The sequence below is a fragment of the Streptomyces siamensis genome (assembly GCF_039543605.1).
In the GTDB taxonomy this organism is placed as follows: Bacteria; Actinomycetota; Actinomycetes; order Streptomycetales; family Streptomycetaceae; genus Streptomyces; species Streptomyces siamensis.
The window spans coordinates 1-19,746 of sequence record NZ_BAABKB010000021.1 but is presented as its reverse complement, the minus strand read 5'-3'; the positions used below and the strand labels follow the sequence as shown (position 1 = coordinate 19,746).

Below are 19,746 nucleotides of genomic sequence, written 5' to 3'. Positions count from 1 at the left end.
GGGATCCCGGGCTCCGCGGAGACGGCGGCAGGTCGTGGCCGGCACCGCGCTCCTTGCGCTGCTGGCCGGCGGCGTCCTGGCCGACCGGGTCACCGCGGCCCGCGCGCAGAGCCGGACGGCCGAGGCCTTTCAGGACGGCATGGGGACTCCAAAGCGGCCCACGGTGCATGTCGGCGGCTTCCCCGTACTGACGCAGCTGGCCGAGGGCAGTCTCCGGCACGTCGACATCACCGCCGACGACATACCCGCCCGCGGCTCCGCTCGGCCGCTGCCGGTGACGAGACTGTCCGTCCGCCTCGACGGCCTGAAGACCTCGGGCCCCGCCGACGAGGCCCGCGCCGGCAGCGTGACGGCGAGCGCCTTCCTGTCCTACGAGGACCTGTCGGACGCCCTCGGCCTGGACCTCTCACCGGGCGACGCGCCGGGCCGGATCGACGCGACGGCCGGTCTGCCACTGGTCGGCGACATCGCCGTGAGCACGGCCCTCTCGGCGGCCGACGGCAACCGCATCGCCTTCACGGACGTCCGCGTCACCCAGGGCCGGCTGATGCCGCCCGCGAGAGCACTGCTCGACAAGGCGCTTGCCGAGCCCCTCCCCCTCCCGAACATCCCCGACGGACTGCGCCTCCGGTCGGTCACCACCACGGAGAAGGGGATCACCGCCCGCTTCACCGGAAAGGCGGTGACCTTCCGCCCGGACTCGACGACGGCGTGAGCGGCCCCGCCTATTCGAAGACGTGCACCGGGAACTCGGTGGACGTGTTCAGCTCGGCCCAGACCGTCTTGCCGCGCCGGGCATGACGGGTCCCCCACTGCTCGGCGAGCTGGGCGACCAGCAGCAGGCCACGCCCGCCCTCGTCGAAGGTCCGTGCCCGGCGCAGATGCGGTGTGGTGCTGCCGGCGTCGGACACCTCGCACAAGAGCGTGCCGTCATGGATCAGGCGCAGGCCGATCGGGGGCAGGCCGTACCGGATCGCGTTGGTGACCAGTTCGCTGACCACCAGCTCGGCGGTGAAGTCGAGCTCCGCCAGCCCCCACTCCCGCAACTGCCGGGACACCTCCGAACGGGCCCGCGCGACGACCGCGGGGTCGGCCTCCAGATCCCAGGAGGCGACCCGGTCGGCCCCCAGGACGTGGGTGCGCGCGAGAAGCAGGGCGACGTCGTCGTCGGGCCGGTCGGGCAGCAGGGCTTCCAGCACTCTGTCGCAGATGCTCTCCAGGAAGGGATCCGGCTGCACGAGCGTCCGCCGCAGCGTGGCCAGTCCCCCGTCGGCGTCGTGGTCGCGGCCCTCGATCAGACCGTCGGTGTACAGGGCGATCAGGCTGCCTTCGGGCAGCTCGACCTCCAGGGTCTCGAACGGCAGACCGCCCAGTCCGAGCGGCGGGCCAGGAGGCAGGTCCAGCACGTCCGCCTTCCCGTCCCGGACCACCACCGCCGGCGGCACGTGCCCCGCGCGGGCAAGGGTGCAGCGGCGGGCGACCGGGTCGTAGACCGCGTACAGGCAGGTCGCCCCGATGTCGCCTTCGGCCTCCTCCGCGTCCGGGTCGGTGGAGGCTTCGGCCGACAGGTGGAGCACGACGTCGTCGAGATGGGTGAGGAGCTCGTCGGGCGGGAGGTCGATGTGCGCCAGGGTGCGTACGGCCGTGCGCAGCCGGCCCATGGTGGCGGCCGCGCGGATGCCGTGGCCGACCACGTCGCCCACCACGAGGGCCACCCGGGCGCCGGACAGCGGGATGACGTCGTACCAGTCGCCGCCCACCCCGGCCTCGGAACCGGCCGGCAGGTAGCGGTAGGCGACCTCCGCGGCCGACTGCTGCGGCGCGTGGCGCGGGAGCAGGCTGCGCTGGAGGGTGAGGGCGGTCGCGCGGGCGTTCGTGTAGCGGCGGGCGTTGTCGACGGCGACCGCGGCCCTGGCGGCGATCTCCTGGGCCAGCAGCAGATCCTCGTCGTCGTAGCGGACGGGATTGCTGTAGCGGAAGAACTCGGCGACGCCCAGGATGGCGCCCCGCGCCTTCAGCGGCACCACCAGCGTCGAGTGGAACCGCCGGGGGTCGCCCGGCCGGTCCATGTGGTGCCGACAGGGGCGCCCGGTGGCGAGGGCGTAGGCCGTCGGCGATCCGTCAGGGCAGGTGTGGTGCTGCTGCGGCGCGATGCCCGACCGGGGCCCGGCCCTGGTGACCGGGCCCTCAGCGGTCCGGCGCAGGTCCAGCGGGCCCGGCGGCACGGTGTCCTGCCCGCTGAGCGCGGCGTCGAGCAGGTCGACGGTGACGAGGTCGGCGAAGCGCCCCGTGGCGAAGTCCGCCAGTTCCTGCGTGGTGCGGGCGATGTCGAGCGTGGTCCCGATGCGCATGCTCGCCTCGTTCACCATGGTCAGCCGCCACCGCAGCCGACGGTCCCGCTCCTCCCGGAACGCCGCGGCGCCCTGCTCCGCGGCGCGGTCCACGTACGTCGTCGACAGCTCGACCAGCTGGCGCGCCGCCGCGGCGACCTGCACCGGATCGCGGGTGAGCCGGGGGATCTCGGCGAGCAGCCTGTCGTTGACGATCCGCTGCCCCAGTCGGAGGGCCCGCAGTGTCGTGCTGAGGGGCATGCCGTAGCGGGCCAGCCGGCGCGCCCGCTCCGCGTCGGCGGCCGGCGGTTCGAGGCGGCTCGACTCGACGGAGGTCTCCAGGGCGAACAACGAGGCGCGTACGTGGTCGATGATGTTCGCCGAGACCATCCGCGCCACGTCCGGGTCCTCCCACAACGCGGGAAGTTCGCGCCGCAGGCATTGCTCCACGTCGGCTGTCAGCTCGTCCACCTTTGATCCGAGCTCGTGCGCCGCACGTGACAGAAGGCCGTCGGCCGGGGGCTCCACACTGACGACGGTACGCCGGTCGCCCGGATATCTCCGACCGGCGTCGGCCCCACCGGCATCGGCGCCCACCTCATGATCAAGGCCTTGTGTCCGCCGGAGACCGCCGACACGTCCGCCGGAGACCACTGACAGCGCCCTGCCACGCTCATGTGCGAGTCTCCGACGGGCACGGCGGGCTACCTCGCGAGCACGTCCACCAGCGCCACGAAGGCACCCGCGCCGACGACGGCGAGGAGGACGAGCCCGACGACCACCAGCGAGCAGCACGAGGCGACCGCCACCATGAGCCGGGACCGCTTCACGGCCCGGCGGTATTCGGTGTCGTCGTCCCAGTTCCGGTCGGCCACCCCACACCCCCTCGCCACGGAATGTACAGAGCGGTCGCCGGAGCGGATCAGCCGGGATCCCTCGCCCGCGGGCCTCGCGACGGGCCCCGCCGGGACACTCGTGACACGGCGTTGCGGCACATGACGGGCGGCGAGCGGTACGGCGTGCGACGGTGCGGCCGGAACTACTATGGCGTCATGTCCGTCGAACTGTTCGCAGGCATCTCGGTCAACGACTACGAATCGGCGCTCACCTGGTACGGGCGGCTGCTCGGCTTCCCGCCGACACTGATCCCGAACGACCGGGAAGCCGTGTGGGAGCTGGCGGAACACCGCTACGTGTACATCGAGCTGCGGCCCGGACACGCCGGCCACGCCATGCACACGCTGTTCGTCGACGACCTCGACACCCGCGTCGCCAGTATCTCCGAGCGCGGCCTTGAACCCATGAACCGCGAGACCTACGCCAACGGCGTCCGCAAGGTCACCTACCGGGATCCCGACGGGAACGAGATCGGGTTCGGCGGCGCCCCGGTGTGACACGTGCGTGCCCGTGCATCCCCCGGACCGGCCGGTGCGCCACGAGTGGCAGGTATGACGCGAGTGGTTCCGGCAACTCCGGCCACGTGATACACACAAGCGGGTCACACTCCTGTCCGCCAGCAGGAAGGTTGCCCCATGCCCGAAAACGGCCGCACGGCGACACGACGTCAAGTCTTCGCCCGCACCGCCGCGTTGAGCGCGTCGATCGCCTTCGCCGGTGACCTCTCCGAACTCTTCGCGGGCACCGCCGCCGCGCAGAGCCTCGGCCACCGCGGGTACGGCCCGCTGATCCCCGATCCGAACGGCCTGCTCGACCTGCCGAAAGGATTCCGCTACCGGGTCCTGTCCCGCGAAGGAGACCAGCTCCGCTCCGGCGAGGGCCCGGTGCCCAGCAATCACGACGGCATGGCCGCGTTCGCCGCACGTCCCGGCGACCGTCACGGCCGCGTCCACCTGGTCCGCAACCACGAGAACCGCGTCACCGCGACGATCCCGGTCCCGACCGTCGAGGGTCTCACCTACGACCCGATGGGCAAGGGCGGTTGTACGTCCCTGACGCTGGACCGGCACGGAGAGGTGCTCGCGGAGCGCGTCGCCATCGCCGGCACGGCCGTCAACTGCGCCGGTGGGCCCACGCCTTGGGGCACCTGGCTGACCTGTGAGGAGACCGAGGACCAGGCCGGCACCAACGGCTACACCAAGGACCACGGCTTCATCTTCGAGGTCGACCCCGCGGATCCGCACCGCACCGGAGCCGTACCGCTCACCGCGATGGGGCGTTTCCAGCACGAGGCGATCGCCGTCGACCCCAAGCTAGGCATCGTCTACGAGACGGAGGACGCTTTCCTCAAACCGTTCGGCCTCTTCTACCGCTTCCTGCCCGCCAAGCCGCACGGCGGCACGGGTTCACTGCGGGCGGGAGGTCGGCTCCAGGCGATGCGCGTTCCCGGCGTACCGGACCTCTCCTCCGTACAGGAGCCGGGCGCGGCCTTCGACGGCATCGAGTGGGTGGACGTACCGGACCCGCTCGCCACCCGGACGCCCGTCCGCCTCCAGGACTTCGGTCCGAAGGGCATCACGCACGCGCAGAAGCTGGAGGGCTGCTACTGGGGCGGCTCGTGCGTGTACTTCGTCTCCTCCTTCGCCCGCAGCGCGGACGGCTCGGCCGCCGACCACTTCGGTCAGATCTGGCGCTACGACCCGTCGGCCCGCCGCCTCACCCTCGTCATCGTCTTCGGGCCCGGCACCGACGTACAGCTCCCCGGCGAGTCCCCCGACAACATCTGTCTCGCCCCGAGCGGCGGGCTCATGGTCTGCGAGGACGGCAACGGCGCGCAGCACGTGTTCGGGGTGACGCGACGCGGCGAGGTGTACGCCATGGCGCGGGGCGCCCAGAACATCGGCACCCCGCAGGCGCCGGAGTGGGGCGAGTTCGCGGGCGTCACGTTCTCGCCGGACGGCGGGACGATGTACGTGAACTGCTACACGCCCGGGACGACCTTCGCGGTCACGGGGCCCTGGCGCGGCTAGGTTCGCGTCCGCCTGATCCCGCATCCGCTCCGGCCCGCCACCGCGGTCGTCACTGTGACGATCGCGGTGGCGGGTGGCGGTCGATTCCCGTGCGGCCTGCTCAGCCGACGAGCTCGGACGCGAGCAGGCGATAGCGCGGCAGAAGGACGTAGAGCAACGCGATGACGAGGACCGCGGCGGCGATGACGAGCAGTGCCCGGCCCGTCCCCCAGGGCGTCATGAGCGTGCCGAGCACGCCGCCGACGAAGATGCCGGCGACGGTCGCGACGAAACGGAGACGCGTCATGTGCCGGTGCGGAGTCGCGGGTGCCGGTGCCGCGAAGTCGAGGATGAGGCGGACCAGCGACATCTGGATGAGCAGGGTCGGCATGCCGGGGACGGCCGCACGCACGGCGGTGTCCGCGCGCAGGCCCATGGTGAAGGCCACGATGACGATGACGAGCATGTCCGGGTGCGCGGTCAGTGACCCGTAGCCGTGGCGCCACAGCGCTGCCGCGCCGGCGAGCGCGAGGAGTGCCCCTTCGACGACGAGAGCCACGGCGAACCAGTGCCGGTGGCGGGCGACGAGCCGGCTCGTGCCCAGCCCTCCGACGGCGGCCCCCAGCGCGAAGGCGATCAGGGCGAAGGCCGGGCGCGCCACCGGCAGCTGTCCCGCCTCGGCGACGGCGAAGGCCAGGAACAGCAGGTTTCCCGTGGCGAGCGCGGTGAAGACGTGTCCCATCGTGAGGAAGCTGACCGCGTCGACCGCGCCCGCCAGGACGGTGAGCGTCGCCATGACGACGATCTGCTGACGTTCGCGTCGGTCGGCCGACTCCGGTGGTACGGATTCTTCGCGCATGGGGTCAGTCTCGGCATGGCGGCTCCTCATCGGCGGGTGCCGGGGCCGACACGCGACCGACGTGCCGCCAATGGACGTCCGGTTGAGGCCGCCGGCGAGCGGGACCTCCGGGGGACCCGTGCCGCCGGAGCGGTACGGGGGTGTCCGGGTACGATCACCCGGTCCCCGTACCACTAGGAGTTCCGCCCGGTGACCGCCGTCGTCCCGCCTCCCCGTACCGCCACCGGCCTGCGGGCCCTGCAACAGCTCGACCGGGTCGAAGAGGGCGAGCGGCTGCACGCCCTCCTCTGGCGGGCGGGCGCCGGCTGGCGGATGATCAGCAGCGCCGTGCTCGGTGGAGGCATCGGGGAGCGCGCCTGGGTCCTCAACGCCCAGGTCTCCCACGGCTACCGGCGCACCGACCCCGAACGGCACCTGGCCGACCTGGCCCGTGAGGCGGGCGCGCACGGCCCGGGAGTCGGTCTGATGACGGCGGCCGACGTCACCGGCCACGGCCGCGCGGACGACGGTGGCGCCGAGGCGGTCGCCACCGCCGGGCTAGGGGTCCGCGGGTGGGCCGCCTCCCCCGCCGGGGGCACACCGGTGCCCGACCGGCCGGGCACGATCAACATCGTGGTGGCGCTGCCGGTACCGCTGACCGACGCCGCGCTGGTCAACGCCGTGGCGACCGCCACCGAAGCCAAGGTGCAGGCCCTTCTCGACGCCGGCTACGACTGCTCCGGCACTCCCACCGACGCCGTCTGCGTCGCCGTGCGCGTCGCCCGCCCCGGCGAGGACGTCCACTCCTTCGCCGGGCCGCGTTCCCTGTGGGGCGCCCGCCTCGCCCGAGCCGTGCACGGCGCCGTACGCACCGCGGCCATGCCCTGACACCCACGCCCGACCGGCCCGTGCCCGCACGGCAGTTGCCGTCGCGGGAGCGTACGAGGCGCCTCGCCCCGCCGGGGTGCGCTCAGGCGTCCTTCCGTTCGAGCCGGCGTACGTCGCGCAGGAGGGTCGAGAGCAGCGCGGACCCGCCCATCACCGCGGCGACCACGACCAGCCAGGCGTGCAGGCCGACGGCGGTGGCGATCGGACCGGTGAGCAGCAGGCCGACCGGGCGGGCCACGAACGAGCCCACCATGTCGAAGGAGTAGACCCGGGCCAGCTTGTCCTCGGGGACGTTCTCCTGGATCGACAGCTGCCAGAACACGTCGAAGATCTGGAGCCCGAACCCGTGGACGAACGCGCCGGCGAGTACGAGCACCAAGGTCGGGTGCACGGCCATCGCCAGGGGGAACGCCGCGGTGAGCGAGAGCAGCAGGGTTCCGGCGAGCAGCGCGCGGCGCGGTCGCCAGCGCAGGCAGACGAGTCCGCCGACCACAAAGCCGACCATCATCGCGCCCATCGAGAAACCCCAGGCGGAGCGGCCGATGTCCTCGCCGACCACGATCGGCCCGAGCACGGACTGCGCACCGCCGAAGAAGAGGTGGTAGAGCAGTGCCTGCACGAGCAGCAGGACCAGCCACCGGTGGCGCAGCACCTCGCGGAGCCCTTCTCCCAGGTCCGCGAGGATCGCGCCGCGCGCACCCTCGGCACGCGTCTGGGGGACGGTCAGCCGGGAGAAGCAGTACGCCGCCACCGCGAAGGTCGCCGCGTCGACCGCTATCGCCCACCCCGCGCCGACGGCCGCGACCAGGACTCCGCCGACGGCGAAGCCGATCACCTGGGCCGAGGTCTGCAACAGCGAGCGCAGCGCGACCGCAGGGCCGAGCAGCGTCTCGGGCACGGTGGCGCGGGTCATCGCCGACGAGGAGGGCTGGGCCAGTGCGCCGAGGCATCCGTTGACCGCGCCGATCACCGCGAGCAGGGGCACCGTGGCCCACCCGCCGATCACCAGCACGGCGACGAGCCCTTGTGTGAGCACGCACGCGGCCGAGGAGCCCTCCAGCATCAGCTGTCGCTTCACCCGGTCGCCCAGCACCCCGCCGAACAGGGCGGTCACGACCTCCGCGGCCGCGTACGCCGCGACCACGATGCCCAGTTGGGCGGCCGAGCCACCGAGGTCGAGCACCGCGAAGGCGAGCGCGATCGGCGTGATGGCGTTGCCCAGGGCGCTGGTGGCGGTGCCGGTGACCAGCAGACGGAAGTTGGAGTGCCGCAGCGGCGTGAACCGCCCGACGGCGGGCGACGTAGCTGCGGCGGTGGTGGTGGACATGCCGCGGAGATTACTTCGCTGGCGAATTATTCGTCAACGTAATATTCGCTAGAGTAGGACCATGGCCGACAAGGAGCCCCAGGACTGGACCGACCGACACGTCGCCCGGTGGCGCGACCACTGGATCGACGTGGGGTTCGAGGACGACGTAGAGGCGATCGTGACCCGCTGCCAGCGGCTGGTCCGGCACTGGAAACTGGCCTCGCAGGCGGCGCTGTCCGAACTCGGCCTCCAGGAGTACGAGTACGTCACCCTGCACATGCTGATGATCCGGGACACCCCGGGCCGTGCCAGCCCGACGCGGCTGGCCGGGGACCTCGGCATCAGCAACGCCGGGATGACCGGACGGATCGACGCGCTGGAGAAGGCGGGCTGGATCCGGCGCAAGCCCTCACCGGACGACCGGCGCCGCGTCGAGATCGAGGTGACCGAGGCCGGCGTGGACCTGTGGCGCAAGGCGATGCACGGGCGCGGACGGTCCGAGGACGAGGTGGTGCACGTCCTCGACGCCGACGAACGGGCCACCCTGGCCGCGCTGTTGAAGAAGATGACGCTCAGCGTCGAAACGGCGGGCGGGGGGTCCGCGGACGGCTGAGCCGCGGCCGGGGCGGTCGCCGCGTGGTCCGCGTTCCGTCTCCGCACGTCGCCTTCTCCGGCGACCGTGTCCCCGGCCCGCCCTGCGGTCGCCGACGGGCTCGGCACTGATGCCGACCGCGCCCGGCGGTCGGCCACCGGCTCCCAGCCGATCCCGACGTGTCTCGACGCAGGTCCGCTTCCCGTGCGCGTCCGTGATGTCGATGACGGCCTTCTCCCGCTCCTCGGCGGGCTGCTCGGGCACCTCGCCCGTCCGGTACCCGGACTCCGCCCCACAGCGCCTCGGTCACCCCGACGCCGGTGAGGCGCTCGGCCGGTGCGAACCCCCCGCCCTGCGGTCCGCGTCGGTTGCCTCGTCGTCGGGCAGCTCGCGCAGCGTACGAAGCGGCGAGAGGAAGCACGGGAGCATGCTCAGCGTCATGCCCACGGCGCCGATACCGAGCGTGGCCCTCGCTCCGAACACCGCGCCCGAGGCTCCGCCCAGGACCCCGCCCAGCGGAAGGCCGCCCCACGACACGAACCGGGCTGTCGCGCTCATCCGGCCCAGGAGCCGATCCGGGGTGAGGCCCTGCTGGAGGCTCGACTGAGCCACCACCCGGACCACTCCGCCCAGCGAGAGAGCCGCGAGTCCTGCCGCCGCCACGCACAGGCTCCAACCAGGTCGCGCGAGGGGCATCAGGGCCGTCGTCGGACAAGTGACCAGCGGCGCCAGCCAGATGACCGGCCCCTGTCCGACCCGTTCGGAGAGCCTGGTCGCCAGCAGCGCGCCCAGCAGGGCACCGCATCCCATGCCCGACAGGACGAGCCCGATCCCGTAGGACCCGAGGCCGATCTCCCGCTCCAGGAAGACCAGCAGCATGGCCTGGTACATGACCAGGAAGAGGTTGAAGATCGCGTCCCCCAGAATGGTGGCGCGCAGCACGGGATGTCCGAGGACGAACTTCAGTCCCTCCTTGATGTCCCGGCGCAGAGGCGGGTGTTCGCTCGCCTCCGGCTTCCGTTCGCGCTTGCGGATACCGGTCGCGAGGAGCCCCGACGCGGCCATTGCGGCCGAGCTCGCCAGAAGCGTCGCGGGCGCGCCCACCAGGCCGACCAGCGGGCCCGCCAGCGCCGGCCCGCTGATGCTGGTCACCGACCGTACCGCCGAGAGTTTCGAGTTGCCCTCCACGAGTGTGCCGCGCCCCACCAGGTGCGGCAGGTAGCTGACGTACGCCACGTCGAAGAACACCGTCAGCACGCCGTGGACCAGGGCCACCGCGTACAGCCACCAGATCGTCAGGAGACCCGCCCACCACGCCGTCGGTACCGTCAGCAGGACCAGCGCCCTCACGAGATCGGTGCCCACCATCACCGAGCGCTTGCGCATGCGGTCCACCCAGGCGCCCGCCGGGAGCCCGACCAGGAGCGAGCCCGCCGTGGTCATGGCGGTGAGCAGCCCGACCCGGAACTCGTCGGCGTGCAGGGCCACGATCGCGACCAGCGGCAACGCCAGGAAGATGATGCGATCGCCCAGCTGGCCGATCGCGGTGGCGGCGAACAGCCGCCCGAAGTCCGGATCGCGCAAGAGCCCACCACCGGCAGAGGAGGACAAGGGGCTCACCTGCCGTCGTCCGGTGTCGGCCGCGAGAAGTGGCCGCGTGGCACCGGCAGTTGGCGCCGGTCGATCCCGAACTCGTAGGCCACCTCCCGGCGGGCGTCCGGAATGACCATGTCGGCTGTCTCCACCGGGCGTCCGCCGGTGTCGTAGAGGGTCCGCTCGATCCGGAGCACCAGGTCCCCGACGCCGATCCCCAGGAGGTTCGCCTGCTCCTGAGTCGCCCGAGCCGGGCGCGGCACCTCGACCACGGTCTCGACCTCCACGCCGATGGAGCGCATCCGCGCCACCACCCCCTTGCCCGCGAGGGGGCCCGCCTCGGGCAGCACGACGGGCGTTCCGCCCGTGATCGCCATCGGTTCCCAGGAGTCGGAGAGCTGGACGGGGTGCCCGTCGGCGAGGAACTCGTAGTGCGTGCGGACGCAGAGACCGCCGGTGCCGATGGCGAGCCGCTCGGCGATCGCCTCGGGGGCGGGAACACGCACCTGGCTCTGCGTGTCCCAGGCGCCGGCCCTGCCCCGCTCCTCCACGCCGACGAGGGTGGGGGTGTCGCCCCGTCGTTCGCGGTGCCGCGAACGCACCATCAGCAGACGTTCGCGCGGCACGCACACGAAGGTGCCCGAGCCCGCACGCCCTTCGAGGAGGCCCTTGACGATCAAGTGGTCCACGGCCCGCTGCGTGACGTTGCGCCCCACGCCGTACTCCTCGGCGAGTCGGGCCCGGGACGGCAGACGCTCTCCGGCCCCCCACTCCCCCGCGAGAATCCGCGCGCTCAGCGCGTCGGCCACTGCAAGGTACGGCGCCTCTCTGGGCATGTGCGACTCTCCGCTGCTCGACCGGGCCACACCTGGGCGTTCCAGGCGGCGTTGGAAAGCTACTGCACCGCGTGAAAGCTACTGGAGCAGCAATACGCAGGGCGCTCGGGCGGCTACGGGGCGACCTGCCAGCGGCTTGATCGAACGCGGGAGGGGCCACCCTGAGCTGGGACGACGCGGCCTGCCCCGGCCCGGGCGGATCTCGGCGGACCTCAGGTGCGCTCGTGGCCGTGCGTCCTCGGGCCGCACACCTGCCCGCGACAGCGGGGCCGCGCCCGACGGCGATATCCGTCTCGCCTGGTCGGGGTCGGCCGGTGGTGCGACGCTTGAAAGGAGAGGTGTCCGAGGAGGGGAAAGCCGGGAGGGCCGATGGGACGGGACGTCCCGGCGCTGGTCTTCACCCGCGAGGACCGCCGCCGGTATCGGATCAAGATGCACGAGTGCCTCGACGCGTTCGCGCAGATGCTGCGCGACGAGCGGTTCGAGGCCGAGCGGCCCCAGGTCGGACTGGAGATCGAACTGAACCTGGTCGACGACACGGCGGAACCGGCGATGCGCAACAGCGACGTGCTCGAGGCGATCACCGATCCCGCCTGGTCCACCGAGCTGGGCCGCTTCAACCTGGAGATCAACGTCCCGCCCCGCCATCTGACGGCGGGCGGCCCCGATGCCTGGGAGTCCGAGATCCGCGACGCGCTGAACCACGCGGACGAACGTGCCAAGTCGGTCGGCACGAACCTGATCATGGTCGGGATCCTTCCCACGCTGAGGGAGCAGGACGTCGGCGAGGCCGCCCTGTCGGAGAACGCCCGCTACCGGCTGATCAACGACCAGGTCTTCGCCGCCCGGGGAGAGGACCTGCTGATCGAGGTGGACGGTGTCGACCGGCTGCGGACCTACTCGGACACGATCACTCCGGAGGCGGCGTGCACCAGCACCCAGTTCCATCTCCAGGTGTCCCCCGAGGAGTTCGCCGACTACTGGAACGCGGCGCAGGCCATCGCCGGGGTCCAGGTCGCGGTGGCGGCCAACTCGCCGTTCCTGCTGGGCAAGGAACTGTGGCACGAGACCCGCATCCCGCTGTTCGAGCAGGCCACCGACACCCGCCCGCAGGAGATCAAGGTGCAAGGAGTGCGCCCCCGAGTGTGGTTCGGCGAGCGCTGGATCAACAGCGTCTTCGACCTCTTCGAGGAGAACCTGCGCTACTTCCCGGCCCTGTTGCCCCTGTGCGACGAGCAGGACCCCGCGCAGACGCTGGACCGCGGCGACGTCCCCGAACTGGCCGAGCTCACCCTGCACAACGGCACGATCTACCGCTGGAACCGGCCCGTCTACGCCATCGCCCACGACCTCCCGCATGTGCGCGTGGAGAACCGTGTGCTGCCCGCCGGCCCGACCGTCGCGGACACTCTCGCCAACGGCGCCTTCTACTACGGGCTCACCCGCGCCCTGGTCGAGGAGGACCGGCCGGTGTGGTCGCGGATGTCCTTCTCGGCCGCCGAGGACAATCTGCACACGGCGGCGCGGCACGGCATCGACGCACGGCTGTACTGGCCGGGGATGGGCGAGGTCCCGGTCCCCGAGCTCGTCCTGCGCCGTCTGCTGCCACTGGCGCACCGGGGACTGGAGCACTCCGGCATGGACGAGTCCTGGCGCGAGCCGCTGCTCGGCATCATCGAGCAGCGGTGCGTGGCCGGCCGCAACGGGGCGGTCTGGCAGAAGGAGATGTGCCACCGCATCGAGGCGTCCGCCCGTTCGGGCCGGCATGAGGCCCTGCGCCGGATGACGCAGATGTACATCGACTACATGCACCTCAACGCCCCGGTCCACACCTGGCCGGTCGACTGACGCAGGGCGCGCCGGGCAGACCCGCGGAGCCGGAGTCCGCCGAGCCGGTGGCACACCCGAAAACCCCGGTGCGCCGGCTCACACGGCTCTGCGAACATGCCGGAATGGCGCTGAGTCCTGAGTCGCTGGTCGTCCGGCACACCCACCGCATCCCTTTCCCGGCAGGTCCCACCGGGGAAGGCGCCGTCGCGGCACGGCAGTTCGACGCCGCCTTGCTGTCCGTCGGCTTCAAACTCTCGGCGGACCTGCTGGCACACCTGTCGCAACGGACCGTGGGCACCGTGGTCGACAACGCCGTACGCACACTCGGCACCGTCCGCGAAATGGTCGGCGACCACGTGCGGCACAACGTCTACTTCATCGACTTCCCGGCCAACGTGCCCGACACCTTCGACTTCTGGATGCGGTGTGTCGCCGAGGCGCTGGACGACGACACCTCACGTGCGGGCACCCTCGCCCAGCTCCGGGACGGTGTGCTGAACCTGCTCACCCTGCCCTCGTACGGCACCTACCGGCACACGTACGAGGAGATGCTCGCCGCCCACGACGAGCTGATCGCCGCGGCCGGTGACCGCGTGACCGTGCTGCACCTGGGCGACGGCCTGGACGACGAGGTCACCGCCCTGTACCTGGCGCTGGCGGGCAGCACCACACCACTGAACGACGACGACCTCGGCGACCTGCGCACCCTGGCCGAGCTCTGCGCCGACGGCCCGCAGCCCGAGGCGATCCCGATCCGGGAGAGCCGTGCCGTCGTCAACCGGGCCCGTCTCGGCGTCGGTGCCGATCTGCTCCTGGACACCGTCACGGACGTGCTTCGCCTGGCCTGCGCCCTGTCGGACGGCGACGTGACCCTGCGAGAACCGACCCGCTTCAGGGGACTGTCCCGCCCTGTCCGGCGCGCCCTGCTCGCCGGACTCGACTCCGTCGTCGCGGCGGCGCCCGCCAAGCTCGCCGACGTCCACGCGCATCGCGAGGCCTTCAAGCGCCTCGGCGAGCGCCTCCATCCGCACGAGTACCCGCGCCTGCCGTACGCGGCCGAGGTGTTCGCCGTCGCGCGGGGCGAGAAGGAGGCTCGGTCCTTCGACAGTCATGTCGAGGAACTGCTGGGCATGAACGACGTGACGGGGGCGACCCGGTTGCTGAAGTCCGCCCCCGGAAAGCTGTTCCGCTCCCTGGACCGCCTGCTGCGCCTCGCCCTCACCCAGGAGGAGCGCGAGGCCGTCGTGGCCACGGCGGAAGAGGTCGTCCCGCTGGTCTCCGGACGAGTCGTGCTGTCGGTGCGCGAGCACTTCCACAACCGTGCCGGGGACACCGGCGAGCGCCGGGTCTTCGTCAACCGGCTCGGCAGCGCCTGGGTCACCGCCGACTCCCGTCCCCCCGTGCTCCCGCCGGAGCGCGGTCGCCTGATCGACGCGCTCGACGCCGAGATGCGTCGCCGACTCCCCGACCCTGGTCACCTGTTGATCGATCCGGACGTGCTCGATGTCGCCCTCCCGCTCAGCGGCCGGGCGACCGCCGGCGGCTTCGGCGTACTGCCCCGCGGCTCCGTCTCCCACGTCGACGGCGAGCTCCTGCGCTTCTTCGTGTATTGGAAACAGGCCGCGCACGACACCGACTACGACCTGTCGGCACTGCTGCTGGACGACGCGTACCGGACCGTCACCTGGCTGTCGTACACCGCCCTCAGCGACGTCGAGGGCGAGCACTCGGGGGACATCACCGAAGCACCCGACGGTGCCTCGGAGTTCATCGACCTGCGTCTCGGTGCCGCGCGCGGCAGCTGCATCGTGCCGCAGGTCAACATCTTCTCGGGCGAGGGCTTCGAGGAGGTCGAGGAGTCGTTCTTCGGGTTCATGCTGCGCGACGCGGAACAGCGGGGCCGTCCGTTCGAGCCGCGGACCGTGCGGATGAAGTCCGAGCTGCGCGGTCCCGGCCGGGTCGCGCTGCCGCTGGCCTTCCGGCGCGGGAGTGACGGCCGCTGGCACGCCAAGTGGCTGCATCTGTACCTGAGGGGCACTCCGTCGGCCAACCGGGTCGAGGAGAATCGCGTGTCGGTCGCGACACTGCTGCGTGGCATCGTCGAGCGCGACCAGCTCACGGTCCGGTACCTCACCGGCCTGATGGCCGAAGGCGCCACGACGGTGACGACGTGGGACGGCACCGCGGTCCCCGACGGCCCCGTCACCTTCGTCGGCCTGGAGCGCCCCGACGGCCTGCACCGAGGCTCCCGGGTCATCACTCCCGAAAATCTGCGCGACCTGATCCCGGACTGACTGCTAGCGTTGATCACGGCGAGGCCATGAAGGGGCTTCCTTCTCAAAACTCCTTGAAATAGTCCCTTCGCTCTCCTCGCCCTCGACGTCGTGCCGGGCGGCGCCCGCGGATCAGCCCGCGGACGCCGCCCGTGCCACGGCGAGGGCCTGCTCGGCGTAGCCACGGCCGAAGAGCACCGCGTGCACCAGCAGCGGGAAGAGCTGGTGCAGTCCCACCCGGTCCGCCCAGCCCTCGGCGAGCGGCGCCGCCTCCTGATAGGCGCCCAGCACCTGGTCCAGGTGCGGGCATCCGAAGAGCTGGAGCATCGCCAGATCGGTCTCACGGTGGCCGCCGTGTGCGGCCGGGTCGATCAGCCAGGCGTCCCCGTCGGCGCCCCACAGCACATTGCCGCTCCACAGGTCACCGTGCAGCCTGGCGGGTGGCTCGGCGGGACCCGCGAGTTCGGGCAGCCGTTCCGCGACGCGTTCGACGACGGCGGCTTCCGTCACGCGGACCGAGCCGTCGTCGACCGCACGACGCAGGTAGGGCAGCACCCGGTGTTCGGCGTACCAGGCGGGCCAGTCGGTGCCGGTGGCGTTGCGCATCGGGGCGCGACCGATGTACGCGTCGCGCGGTCCGCCGGGGGGTGCGGCGCCGAACGCGGGCGCGCCGGCCGCGTGCAGCGCGGCCAGGGCCGTACCGAAGCGGGCCGCCGCCGCGGCGTCCGGGCGGCCGGGCGGAACCCGGTCGGTCACCAGCCACCGCTGGTCGTGGCCACGGACCGTCGGGACCGGCACCGTGCCCGCCTCGCTCAGCCATCGCAGTCCGGCCGCCTCCGCCCGCACCGCGCCGGGACCGTCACCGAGCTTGGCCATCACCGACTGCCCGCCGTCGAGGGTGACTTCGGCGAGCGTCGCCGAGAGCCGGTGTTCGCCGGTCACCGGCCGCCCGGTGATCCGTGCCACCGCGGCGCTCGGCCCCTCGGCGGTCATGGGCGCACCGGGGCCGACGGGGCAGGACGCGGGACTGCGTTCATGGGCAACCTTCCGTGGTCGCACCGAGCGTATCGCCGCGGCCCGCACAGCCCACGTTCGACGGGGCCGGATGCACCGCACCCAGGCACACCGGCCGCGGCACTCCCGGAAGGACACGCACCGCACCTCCGTACGGGTACGCCACCGTACCGGCCGCCGCACTTCGCGAAGGGCACGCACCGTGCGGGCCGCCGCTCCCCCGTGCCGGCGGCCCGCACGGAGTCTGCCGGGCACACCGGAAGCAGGGGTCCAACAGACCTCCCCGCCTGGCCTGTTGAACCCCGCCGCAGGTGCCGGAGCTGCGATGTGCTGGAGTACATCCGTGACTTCGGTGTTGCCCGGTTGAAGTCTGGAGCAGCGGTGGCCGCTCCGGTATGGGCAGAACTGCGTACGTCGACGAGCGGAGAGGACACGTGGCGAACGGGCTGGACGGAGCCTACGAACGCATGGTGTCGCTGGCCGTGGCGGCACTCCACGAACGCGAACCCGACCGCCTCTGGCCGCTGCTGGCGGACGCGTTGCCGCGACTGCTCGGTGGGGACACACTGATCTACAAGCTCGACGACTGGAACGAGAGCAGCGGGACGCTCGGTCTGTCACCCGGTGTCGCCGCGGAGTTCGACCGGCTCGGGGACGAGGCCCTCGGTCTGCTGCGCGCGGGTTACCCGTTCGCGCAGCACTACGGGACCGGGGACGACCGGGAGCCCGTCACGGCGCGTCGGGCTGCGGGACGCGCATGGTCCGCGAGCCGGACCGCCGGCCTCCTCGGCGAGATCATGGACCTCGATCACGTGCTGGCGATTCCACTGCCGCGGTCGAAGACCCCCGTCACGGGGTGTCTCATCTACCGCTCCGGTGCGGACTTCACCGACGACCAGGTCCGTGTCGCCCGTCAACTCCAGCCGCTGCTGGCGGCGGTGGACGAGCAACGGCAACTGCTGGAGAGCTGGCAGCGGCTGGCCGTCCCGGACGCCTCCGCGGGCCCGTGCGGCGCGCCCTCCGCGGCCGGTGCCCTGACACCCCGCGAGACGACCGTTCTGCTCCTGCTCGTCGACGCCCTCACGGCGTCGGCCATCGGCCGCCGCCTCGGCATCTCCGAACGCACGGTGCACAAGCACATCGAGAACATCTACCGCAAACTGGGCACTCGCGACCGCATCAGCACGGTGCTCCGCGCGCAGCGACTCGGCCTCGTCGGCACCCGCTACGCAGTGGAAAACCGCTGGTGAGACACGCGCGCCGGATGTGAGGATCACGCCCACGGGAACTCCCCAACAGAGCGCGGTGGACACCGAGGACCGGTTCACCCGGCGGCAGGTGCTGCGGGACGAGGACCGGGGTGACGTGTGGACGGTGATGCGCACCCTGGCGAAGCGCCACGGCGCGGAGAACGTCCGCCTGGTGGCCTGTTTCGACAACTAGGCCCAGGAAAAGCGGAGTTCAGCAGGGACGGACGGAGCCCCGCTGCCGGCCCGGCGAGCGGGTGGACGGCCCCGCGGTCCCGGGCGGCGCGGAGCCGGGGCGACGCCGGAGCGGGCGTCCGCCCCGGCTGCCGCCCGGCCCGCCCGGCGATCAGCGTCCGGTTTGCAGGGCGCTCCAGGTCGCGGGCCCGACCTGACCGTCGGCGTCCAGGGCGCGACTGCTCTGGTAGTCCCGGACGGCCTGGTCGGTCGCCGGTCCGAACTCGCCGTCCGCGGAGACGGTGCGTCCCAGGGCGGCGGTGAGGGCCCTCTGGAGACGCTGGACGGCGGAGCCCGTGCTGCCCTGGCGGAGCGCCGGGGTGCTGCCGGCGGCGTGCAGCGCGGTCCAGGTGTGGGCGCCCACGACTCCGTCGGTGCCGAGGCCGCGGTCCCGCTGGAAGGCGGTCACGGCGGCGGCCGTCCTCGACCCGAAACTGCCGTCCACGGTGCCCGCGTCGAATCCCTGCTGGTCGAGCAGCCACTGCGCCGCCGACACCTGGGGACCGGAGGAGCCGGAACGCAGGGTGTCGTAGGCCGGGAAGGTCAGCTGGACGCCGCCGTCTCCGGTGCTGCCGCCGACCAGCTGCATGTAGTAGGTCCAGTTCCAGTTCGGCCCCGGGTCCGTATGGTCGTTGCCGGGCACCTCGGAGTGTCCGACGATGTGGGCGCGGTCCTTGGGGATCCCGTAGCGGTTGCAGAGGAACGCCGTCAGCGTCGCGGAGGAGCGGTACATCGTGTCCGTGAACCAGCTCGGATCGTCGATGTACCCCTCGTGCTCGATGCCGATACCGGACGCGTTGCCCGAACGGGCGTGCCAGGCGGTGTCCTTGTCGCGGACCGTCTGGGTGATCCGGCCGTCGGAGGAGCGCACCACGTAGTGGGCGCTGACCTGGGACGCCGGGTTCTGGAACCAGCTGATCGTCCCCGCGTACGAGCCCTGGGTGACGTGTATGACGACCTTGCTGATCGATGCCGAGCGGCCGACGGCGTAGTTGGCGGGGTCGGCCGGGACCCACAGGGCCGACGGGTAGTCGGGGCTCTGGACCTCCGATGCCGCGGCGCTCCCGTAGCGGCCGCGTTCGGGTGCGACGGGGCGGGCGGGGACGGTCAGTGTGTCGCCGTCCTGGGTGCGGGCGGTCAGACCCTCGGCCAGGTAGGTGTAGACGGTGTCGGCGTAGAGCCGCGCCCCGGAGGCGTCGGCAGCGCCCCCGTACCGGGCCACCAGGGGGTACCACGCGTCGGTGTCGCGCCGTTCGGCCCGGCTGAGCCCGGCGTCGTCGGCGTAGGCGCGCAGGACGGCCGCGGCACCGCGGATGTTGGCCGCGGTGTCCGTGCGCAGCCTGCGGGGCGCGACACCGGTCAGCCGGGACGCCAGCTCAAGGGTGTGCCGGTCGGGGTTGCTCACCAGGTGCATCACCCCGTAGCCGCCTGCCTGACTCGGCCGGCCGGCGTGGTCGTCGAGGTGGGTCTCGCCGTATCCGGTGGCGATCAGGAGGTCGCGCGGCACCCCGTACTCGGCCGCCGCGCTGCTGAAGGCGTGGCTGACGGGGCCCGGGGCCGGTGAGCCGGCGGAGGGGGGCGCGGCATCGGCGGGCTGCACGGCGGCGACCAGCACGGCGAGGACGCCCAGACCGGACAGGGCTGCGCGGCCCAGGGGCACGCGGGGGGATCTGCGGAACATCGGTGGGGCCTCCGGGGGCTGGACTGTGGCTTCGGGCCTCGGGGCGAGATGGCCTGCCCGGGCGGGTGAGGTGACGCGGGGTGGCCTGATCACGGGCGCCGGGCGCGAGGCAGGGCGGCCTGATCACGGGCGTCGCCGGCCGGGGCCGGGCACCTCAGGTGGGGTGCCCGGCCCC

At 72.4% G+C, this 19,746-nt stretch carries 17 protein-coding genes; 9 read left to right on the top strand and 8 right to left on the bottom strand.

Annotated elements, in window-relative coordinates:
- The first annotated feature begins 34 nt into the window (after positions 1-34).
- Positions 35-715, top strand: coding sequence for an LmeA family phospholipid-binding protein (locus ABEB03_RS24540; protein ID WP_345653364.1), 681 nt, complete (start codon positions 35-37; stop codon positions 713-715).
- A 10-nt stretch (positions 716-725) separates the two neighbouring features.
- On the opposite strand, the gene ABEB03_RS24535 is transcribed toward ABEB03_RS24540, so the two are convergent.
- Positions 726-2,801 carry an ATP-binding SpoIIE family protein phosphatase gene (locus tag ABEB03_RS24535; RefSeq protein ID WP_345653361.1) on the bottom strand — a complete coding sequence of 692 codons (2,076 nt, stop codon included), beginning with the start codon at positions 2,799-2,801 and terminating at the stop codon, positions 726-728.
- Positions 2,802-3,034: 233 nt separating this feature from the next.
- Positions 3,035-3,205, bottom strand: a complete 171-nt coding sequence (locus tag ABEB03_RS24530; protein ID WP_345653358.1) for a hypothetical protein — start codon at positions 3,203-3,205, stop codon at positions 3,035-3,037.
- Between the two features lie 177 nt (positions 3,206-3,382).
- Between ABEB03_RS24530 and ABEB03_RS24525 the strand changes: the two genes are divergently transcribed.
- Positions 3,383-3,724 (top strand): VOC family protein, encoded by a 342-nt coding sequence (locus ABEB03_RS24525; protein ID WP_345653355.1) that lies wholly within the window; start codon positions 3,383-3,385, stop codon positions 3,722-3,724.
- 138 nt (positions 3,725-3,862) lie between these two features.
- A complete protein-coding gene (locus tag ABEB03_RS24520) occupies positions 3,863-5,257 on the top strand; it encodes an alkaline phosphatase PhoX (protein WP_345653352.1) in 1,395 nt (464 codons plus the stop codon).
- A 100-nt stretch (positions 5,258-5,357) separates the two neighbouring features.
- On the opposite strand, the gene ABEB03_RS24515 is transcribed toward ABEB03_RS24520, so the two are convergent.
- Positions 5,358-6,095 carry a YoaK family protein gene (locus tag ABEB03_RS24515; RefSeq protein WP_345653350.1) on the bottom strand — a complete coding sequence of 246 codons (738 nt, stop codon included), beginning with the start codon at positions 6,093-6,095 and terminating at the stop codon, positions 5,358-5,360.
- A 189-nt stretch (positions 6,096-6,284) separates the two neighbouring features.
- On the opposite strand from ABEB03_RS24515, the gene ABEB03_RS24510 reads away from it, so the two are divergent.
- Complete coding sequence (locus tag ABEB03_RS24510; protein WP_345653347.1) at positions 6,285-6,962, top strand: adenosylcobinamide amidohydrolase; 678 nt, start codon at positions 6,285-6,287, stop codon at positions 6,960-6,962.
- Between the two features lie 82 nt (positions 6,963-7,044).
- Here the strand turns inward: ABEB03_RS24510 and ABEB03_RS24505 are convergent, their stop codons facing one another.
- Positions 7,045-8,289, bottom strand: coding sequence for an MFS transporter (locus ABEB03_RS24505; RefSeq protein ID WP_345653344.1), 1,245 nt, complete (start codon positions 8,287-8,289; stop codon positions 7,045-7,047).
- Positions 8,290-8,350: 61 nt separating this feature from the next.
- Between ABEB03_RS24505 and ABEB03_RS24500 the strand changes: the two genes are divergently transcribed.
- On the top strand, positions 8,351-8,884 hold the full coding sequence (locus ABEB03_RS24500) for a MarR family winged helix-turn-helix transcriptional regulator (protein WP_345653341.1): 534 nt from the start codon (positions 8,351-8,353) through the stop codon (positions 8,882-8,884).
- A 285-nt stretch (positions 8,885-9,169) separates the two neighbouring features.
- Here ABEB03_RS24500 and ABEB03_RS24495 read toward each other — a convergent pair whose 3' ends face one another.
- The gene (locus tag ABEB03_RS24495; protein WP_345653338.1) at positions 9,170-10,447 is read right to left on the bottom strand and encodes an MFS transporter; all 1,278 of its coding nucleotides are present in this window, start codon (positions 10,445-10,447) and stop codon (positions 9,170-9,172) included.
- A gap of 32 nt (positions 10,448-10,479) precedes the next feature.
- Positions 10,480-11,292, bottom strand: a complete 813-nt coding sequence (locus ABEB03_RS24490; protein WP_345653335.1) for a GntR family transcriptional regulator — start codon at positions 11,290-11,292, stop codon at positions 10,480-10,482.
- A 369-nt stretch (positions 11,293-11,661) separates the two neighbouring features.
- Between ABEB03_RS24490 and ABEB03_RS24485 the strand changes: the two genes are divergently transcribed.
- Together ABEB03_RS24485 and ABEB03_RS24480 are read left to right on the top strand one after the other, a co-directional pair.
- Positions 11,662-13,140 carry a glutamate-cysteine ligase family protein gene (locus ABEB03_RS24485; protein ID WP_345653331.1) on the top strand — a complete coding sequence of 493 codons (1,479 nt, stop codon included), beginning with the start codon at positions 11,662-11,664 and terminating at the stop codon, positions 13,138-13,140.
- A gap of 104 nt (positions 13,141-13,244) precedes the next feature.
- Positions 13,245-15,416 carry a TerD family protein gene (locus ABEB03_RS24480; protein WP_345653328.1) on the top strand — a complete coding sequence of 724 codons (2,172 nt, stop codon included), beginning with the start codon at positions 13,245-13,247 and terminating at the stop codon, positions 15,414-15,416.
- 111 nt (positions 15,417-15,527) lie between these two features.
- On the opposite strand, the gene ABEB03_RS24475 is transcribed toward ABEB03_RS24480, so the two are convergent.
- Positions 15,528-16,388, bottom strand: a complete 861-nt coding sequence (locus ABEB03_RS24475) for a fructosamine kinase family protein (RefSeq protein WP_345653325.1) — start codon at positions 16,386-16,388, stop codon at positions 15,528-15,530.
- A gap of 488 nt (positions 16,389-16,876) precedes the next feature.
- Here ABEB03_RS24475 and ABEB03_RS24470 point away from each other — a divergent pair, with 488 nt between their 5' ends.
- On the top strand, positions 16,877-17,659 hold the full coding sequence (locus ABEB03_RS24470; protein ID WP_345654739.1) for a helix-turn-helix transcriptional regulator: 783 nt from the start codon (positions 16,877-16,879) through the stop codon (positions 17,657-17,659).
- Between the two features lie 55 nt (positions 17,660-17,714).
- On the top strand, positions 17,715-17,852 hold the full coding sequence (locus ABEB03_RS24465; protein WP_345653322.1) for a hypothetical protein: 138 nt from the start codon (positions 17,715-17,717) through the stop codon (positions 17,850-17,852).
- Between the two features lie 150 nt (positions 17,853-18,002).
- Here ABEB03_RS24465 and ABEB03_RS24460 read toward each other — a convergent pair whose 3' ends face one another.
- On the bottom strand, positions 18,003-19,571 hold the full coding sequence (locus ABEB03_RS24460; RefSeq protein ID WP_345653319.1) for an N-acetylmuramoyl-L-alanine amidase: 1,569 nt from the start codon (positions 19,569-19,571) through the stop codon (positions 18,003-18,005).
- Between the last annotated feature and the right edge of the window lie 175 nt (positions 19,572-19,746).

Coding starts and splice junctions, on each gene's coding strand:
- ABEB03_RS24525 (WP_345653355.1), top strand. CDS start 3,383: ATGTCCGTCGAACTGTTCGCAGGCATCTCGGTCAACGACTACGAATCG.
- ABEB03_RS24520 (WP_345653352.1), top strand. CDS start 3,863: ATGCCCGAAAACGGCCGCACGGCGACACGACGTCAAGTCTTCGCCCGC.
- ABEB03_RS24515 (WP_345653350.1), bottom strand. CDS start 6,095: ATGCGCGAAGAATCCGTACCACCGGAGTCGGCCGACCGACGCGAACGT.
- ABEB03_RS24505 (WP_345653344.1), bottom strand. CDS start 8,289: ATGTCCACCACCACCGCCGCAGCTACGTCGCCCGCCGTCGGGCGGTTC.
- ABEB03_RS24500 (WP_345653341.1), top strand. CDS start 8,351: ATGGCCGACAAGGAGCCCCAGGACTGGACCGACCGACACGTCGCCCGG.
- ABEB03_RS24490 (WP_345653335.1), bottom strand. CDS start 11,292: ATGCCCAGAGAGGCGCCGTACCTTGCAGTGGCCGACGCGCTGAGCGCG.
- ABEB03_RS24485 (WP_345653331.1), top strand. CDS start 11,662: ATGGGACGGGACGTCCCGGCGCTGGTCTTCACCCGCGAGGACCGCCGC.
- ABEB03_RS24480 (WP_345653328.1), top strand. CDS start 13,245: ATGGCGCTGAGTCCTGAGTCGCTGGTCGTCCGGCACACCCACCGCATC.
- ABEB03_RS24475 (WP_345653325.1), bottom strand. CDS start 16,388: ATGACCGCCGAGGGGCCGAGCGCCGCGGTGGCACGGATCACCGGGCGG.
- ABEB03_RS24470 (WP_345654739.1), top strand. CDS start 16,877: ATGGTGTCGCTGGCCGTGGCGGCACTCCACGAACGCGAACCCGACCGC.
- ABEB03_RS24460 (WP_345653319.1), bottom strand. CDS start 19,571: ATGTTCCGCAGATCCCCCCGCGTGCCCCTGGGCCGCGCAGCCCTGTCC.